The organism is Actinomadura sp. 3N508 (assembly GCF_044326375.1).
GTDB lineage: Bacteria > Actinomycetota > Actinomycetes > Streptosporangiales > Streptosporangiaceae > Spirillospora.
Genome location: NZ_JBIRAX010000030.1, coordinates 1 through 4243 on the forward strand (window position 1 = coordinate 1; position 4243 = coordinate 4243).

Consider the following 4243-nt stretch of genomic DNA (forward strand, 5'->3'; position numbering starts at 1 on the left):
GATCCCCGTGGGTTCACGAATTCTGAAGGGTCATCTGGCGCGAACCCAAGGGGGGTGACCCCTGGTGGGTGAGCTTAAGCCCTCAGGTTCGGGAACCGAAGGCGCCGGCAGGGTCGGCGTAGGCAGACAACGGGTTCTGGTTGCGATTCCCGGCAGTGGCCTCGGTGTCGGCCCCGTACAGAGCCAGATGCGGGTGGAGGTACAGCGCTTTGGGGGTGCATTTCTCAGTTCAACACGCGAGTTGTTCTTGCCAGGGGTGCGAGCCGAAGCAGTGCGACAGGGCTTGGCTCAGCCAGCGTCGTTGTGCCGTGGTCAGGACGGGCAGGATCGTGAGGAAATCAGTCTGGTCCTTCTGCCGGGGCTCCTTGGCCTTGTAGAACAGCTGGATCTCGGGCGCAAGGTAGGGGATGCCCTCTGGGCTGGTTTTCCCGATCCCGGTCAGGGGACGGCGGATACCGGGATCTCGTCGAGATACCCATTCTTCGCCGTTCGCTTCATCCAGCATCACCTGGATACGCCATGGTTCGTCGGGCTGTGGGCGGCACCAGATGTCGTGGACGGTCGAGGGCAGGACCTCCGCGGGCTCCCAGGGACGCAGGACGCCCGGTGGATCGGCTGCCCAGCACTCCCAGCCGCGCAGGGCATCGTGAACGTGGAGCTGGTCTGGGCGCAGCATCGTGACGTCGATGTCGCCGTGGTCGCGGACGTGATGGCCAACGGCGAGTTCGATGGCGTATCCGCCGGCGATCCACCACTGGCATGGCAGCACCGAGAACAGCGAAGCGACCTGGGCGGGCGTCGCGGGTTCCCAGCGCCCGTACGGCGCGACGATCGATCTCATCGGCTCGTTCTCCCTCGCGAGCTAAGGAATGGGTTGTTCGGCGGGTGGCTGAGGGGTGTCCGGTGCTTCGAGCTTGTCGAGGTCGGCTGGGTCGAGGGTGGCGGCGTAGCGCATGGCGCCGGCGACGGTGAGGCCGAACAGGTCGCACACGCGGCGGACGTCGCCGCCGGTGGCGTGGATTTCGTGCAGGATGCGGTCTTCGCGGATGATGCGGACCGGGACGGGGAGCAGCAGGCCGAGCCAGCGTCCGCCGAAGGGCCGGGTGCTGCCGGCGATGGTCTGGTGGATGAACAGGTGCGGGTTGGCGCTGTGGGGCCAGCGGCGGGCGCGTTCGTCCAGGTAGGCGGCCAGCCGGACACGGACCGGGTCGGCCAGTGGGATGAGGCGTCCGTTCAGGTGCAGCCGCCCGTCGACGATGTCGGTGACCTTGAGGTGGCGCAGCTCGCCGGTGCGCAACCCGTGGAAGGCGACCAGTGCGGTGATGAGCGCACATGCCGGGTTGGGCGAGGCCAGGCCCTCGCGGATCGCGGACAGCTTGGCCGGCAGCGGGTAGCGCATCTCGTGGCCGCCGGTCGGTATGCCGGCGATCGGGTTGCTGAAGATCACCTTTTCGGACTTGAGGACGGTGAAGATCGACCGCAGTCCCTGGCCGAGGGTCGAGCGCGGGTTGCCAGATGGCGGGAGAGCGAGCTGGACGTCGTTGCGGGAGATCTCTCGCAACGAGGTGTGCCCTGCTGCTGCCCAGACCCGCAGGGTGGGCATGACCCAGCGCACCTGAACGCGGATGGTGACCTCGGCGCGGGGTCGGCGCCGCGGTGGGTTGAGACTTCCGCAGGTCATCACGCGGAACCAGGCGAGCAGTTCGGCTGTCATCGGTTCGGGCAGGCCGGATATTTGTTCGCCGAACCAGCCGGTGAGTGCGGGGGTGCGGTCGTTTTCGACGACGCCCGCCTCCTCACAGGCATCCAAGAGCGGTCGGACCGGTACTTCTTTGAGCTGCCGCAACGCGTAGATGTCGGTGGCCTTGAGCGGTGCACCCGGGGTGTCTTGGGTGGCGAGCAGGATCTTCAGACCCTGGTGGGCGCGGCCAAGGGTCCTACGCGACCAGCCGTGCCGGGCGGCGTAGTCGTCAAGGGCCGCTGCCCAGGCGGCTGCGGTGAGGGGGTCTGCTGGTGGCGGAAATCCGCGATCTCGCCCGGCTCGCAGATCACGCGGCATGTCGAACAGCACGGTCTGCCGGTGCGTCACCGGGCCTTTCCAGGCGTTCACGTTTGGAGCCGGGGTGGGTGGTGGGCGTTGCAGGTCCTGGCGGTATCGGACGCCGATGCCGTATTGGGTGAACAGGTTGGCCAAGTACAGCTGCTGCCCGTGTTGGTTCGCGGCGATCAGATCGATTGCTTTGCGGCGTCCGGGCAGTTGCCTGGCCTGGGCGCGGATCATCGCCGATTGCCGCCAGCACAGTCGGCAGGCGCCGCTCTCGTCGACGGGGACTATCCGGCGGCAGGCGATACATTCGCCCTCGGCGCACCGGTTCCGCCACGACATGCATCCCCAGCACCGCCATTTGTGCTTGCGTTCCACGCCCCAGGCGTAACAGTCCCGGCAGGAGTCTCGCTTCTGCGGCGCGTAGTGGTGGCAGCGGGCGCACAGTGCCGCCGAGTAGTACTCGATCCTCGATCCGCACCGGCGGCACGGCGGCGGGGTGAACGGGCCGCCGGGCAGGCAGTCGTAGCAGAAGTCGACTCGCGGTTTGGACCACGCCGCTGGTTTGACGCCGCAGCCGGCGCACGACCGCGGTGGCCCGCTTTTCATGCCGGTGGGACCGATCGGTTCCGGCCCAGGCGAGGCGTCACCGCCAGGCCCGAGGTCGGGCTGGCCTCGGCGGGTTGGGCGGGTTTGCGCGCGGCGACCTTGTCCGGCTCACAGATCAGCAGCTCGTCCGGGCTGCACTCCAGCACGGCGCAGATCACGTCGAGGTCGTCCAGGCGAATGGTGGTCGGAGTGCCGGTCCATAGCGCCGACATCTTCCCGGCACTGATCTCCAACCCGGCATCGGCCAGTCGGCGGCGCATCTCCGCTGACTTCCAAATCCCGCATTCGGCCGCTTTCATCCGCAGATTCCACCGCATCGGCCTGCCACCTTTCTCCGGCTCATCTCTCGGCCGACAGCCGGGCGGCGACCCGGTCGTTCGCGCTCGCCCAGGCGCGTTCGATGTGGCCGTCGTGAACGTGGATATATTGCGTCGTGGTCGAAAGCCACGAATGCCCCAGAATGTCTTGGATTGCTTTGAGGTTCAGACCGCGGGAATACAGCGACGAGGCGCAGAAGTGCCGCATTCCATGCGGCGTGAGTCGTCCTTTCCACGATGGCAGCCAGCGTTCCACGGCCTCGGCCAGCCCCGAACGCAGCGCGTCGTCTCCGGCCCGGCGGGGGCGGCCGGTGTGCGGGTCGCGGCGTTCGCTGGGGAACATGGGGGCGTCCGGGTCGGACCAGTCCTCGCCGAACTGGTGCCGGACGTCGGTCAGCCACCAGGTCAGCAACGCGTCCGCGGAGTTGATCGCCGGGACCAGCCGTGGTTTAGGACCGCGTCCCCGGCTTCCCTTGCCGAACCGGACGTGGATCTTGCCGTGCTCGCCCAGGTCCGGCCGCCAGTCCCGGATATCGAGCATCACCGTCTCACCGATGCGCAGCCCCACTCGGCGCCACAGCGACGCGGCCACGTAGTCCCGCGCGGCCGGAAGGTACTTTCGCTCGGCCGGCAGCGAGTCCCGCCACGCCTCGAACAACGCCGTGACCTCATCCTCTGGCGGCGGGATCCGCGGTGTTCCGTACTCGGCCTTGGCCGGCCGGTTGAACTCATCGATCGGCTGAATCAGCACGCAGCCGGTCAATGCGTGGATGTCACCTTGATAGCGGGCCACCAAGAAGTTGAAGAACCGAGCCAAGGTGCCCGCCTTCTTCTCCACCGTCTGCCTCGCCTGGCCACGATCCTTGCGCAGGTGCGCGAGGTATCGGTCCGCGTCCTCCGACCCGGTCATCCACACCGGACGGCACAAGAACTTACGGAACTCAAAGATCACGCCTCGCTCAGAGGAGACGTACCCATCGGTCGCACCGGATGCAGCCACCGCCAACGCGAACTGATCAACGAGCTCCTGCTCGAAGTCCTCGGCGTCCTGGCCCGTCACCAGCCGACGTGGAGAGGCCAGGTTGTGCACCACTGCCAGAGCCACGGCCGCTCCAGTTCAAGGAATCCGATCATGGATCGTGAATGCCGTAGATCCTTCAGGAATCCCGACGAAACGTCAATCTTTTCACGACGGACGCAGCAACCCCACTGGCCTCGTCAGCAACTCAAGAACCAAACCCAGGGTGATCATGAACCCACGGGACTCCCGGTA

At 67.0% G+C, this 4243-nt stretch carries 4 protein-coding genes; all 4 read right to left on the reverse strand.

Translation table 11 applies throughout. The annotated features are described in order from the left end of the window. Positions 1 to 229: 229 nt before the first annotated feature. From ACH34S_RS41840 to ACH34S_RS41855, 4 genes are read right to left on the reverse strand one after another with little or no spacing between them, the layout of a single operon-like run. Positions 230 to 841 (reverse strand): nucleotidyltransferase domain-containing protein, encoded by a 612-nt coding sequence (locus tag ACH34S_RS41840; protein WP_395958500.1) that lies wholly within the window; start codon positions 839 to 841, stop codon positions 230 to 232. A gap of 21 nt (positions 842 to 862) precedes the next feature. After that, entirely contained in the window at positions 863 to 2653 is a 1791-nt protein-coding gene (locus ACH34S_RS41845) for a hypothetical protein (protein WP_395958501.1), read from the reverse strand. Next, a complete protein-coding gene (locus tag ACH34S_RS41850; RefSeq protein ID WP_395958502.1) occupies positions 2650 to 2970 on the reverse strand; it encodes a helix-turn-helix domain-containing protein in 321 nt (106 codons plus the stop codon). The genes ACH34S_RS41845 and ACH34S_RS41850 overlap by 4 nt, the downstream gene beginning before the upstream one ends. Before the next feature lie 22 nt (positions 2971 to 2992). Beyond that, positions 2993 to 4075 (reverse strand): tyrosine-type recombinase/integrase, encoded by a 1083-nt coding sequence (locus tag ACH34S_RS41855; RefSeq protein ID WP_395958503.1) that lies wholly within the window; start codon positions 4073 to 4075, stop codon positions 2993 to 2995. Positions 4076 to 4243: the final 168 nt, after the last annotated feature.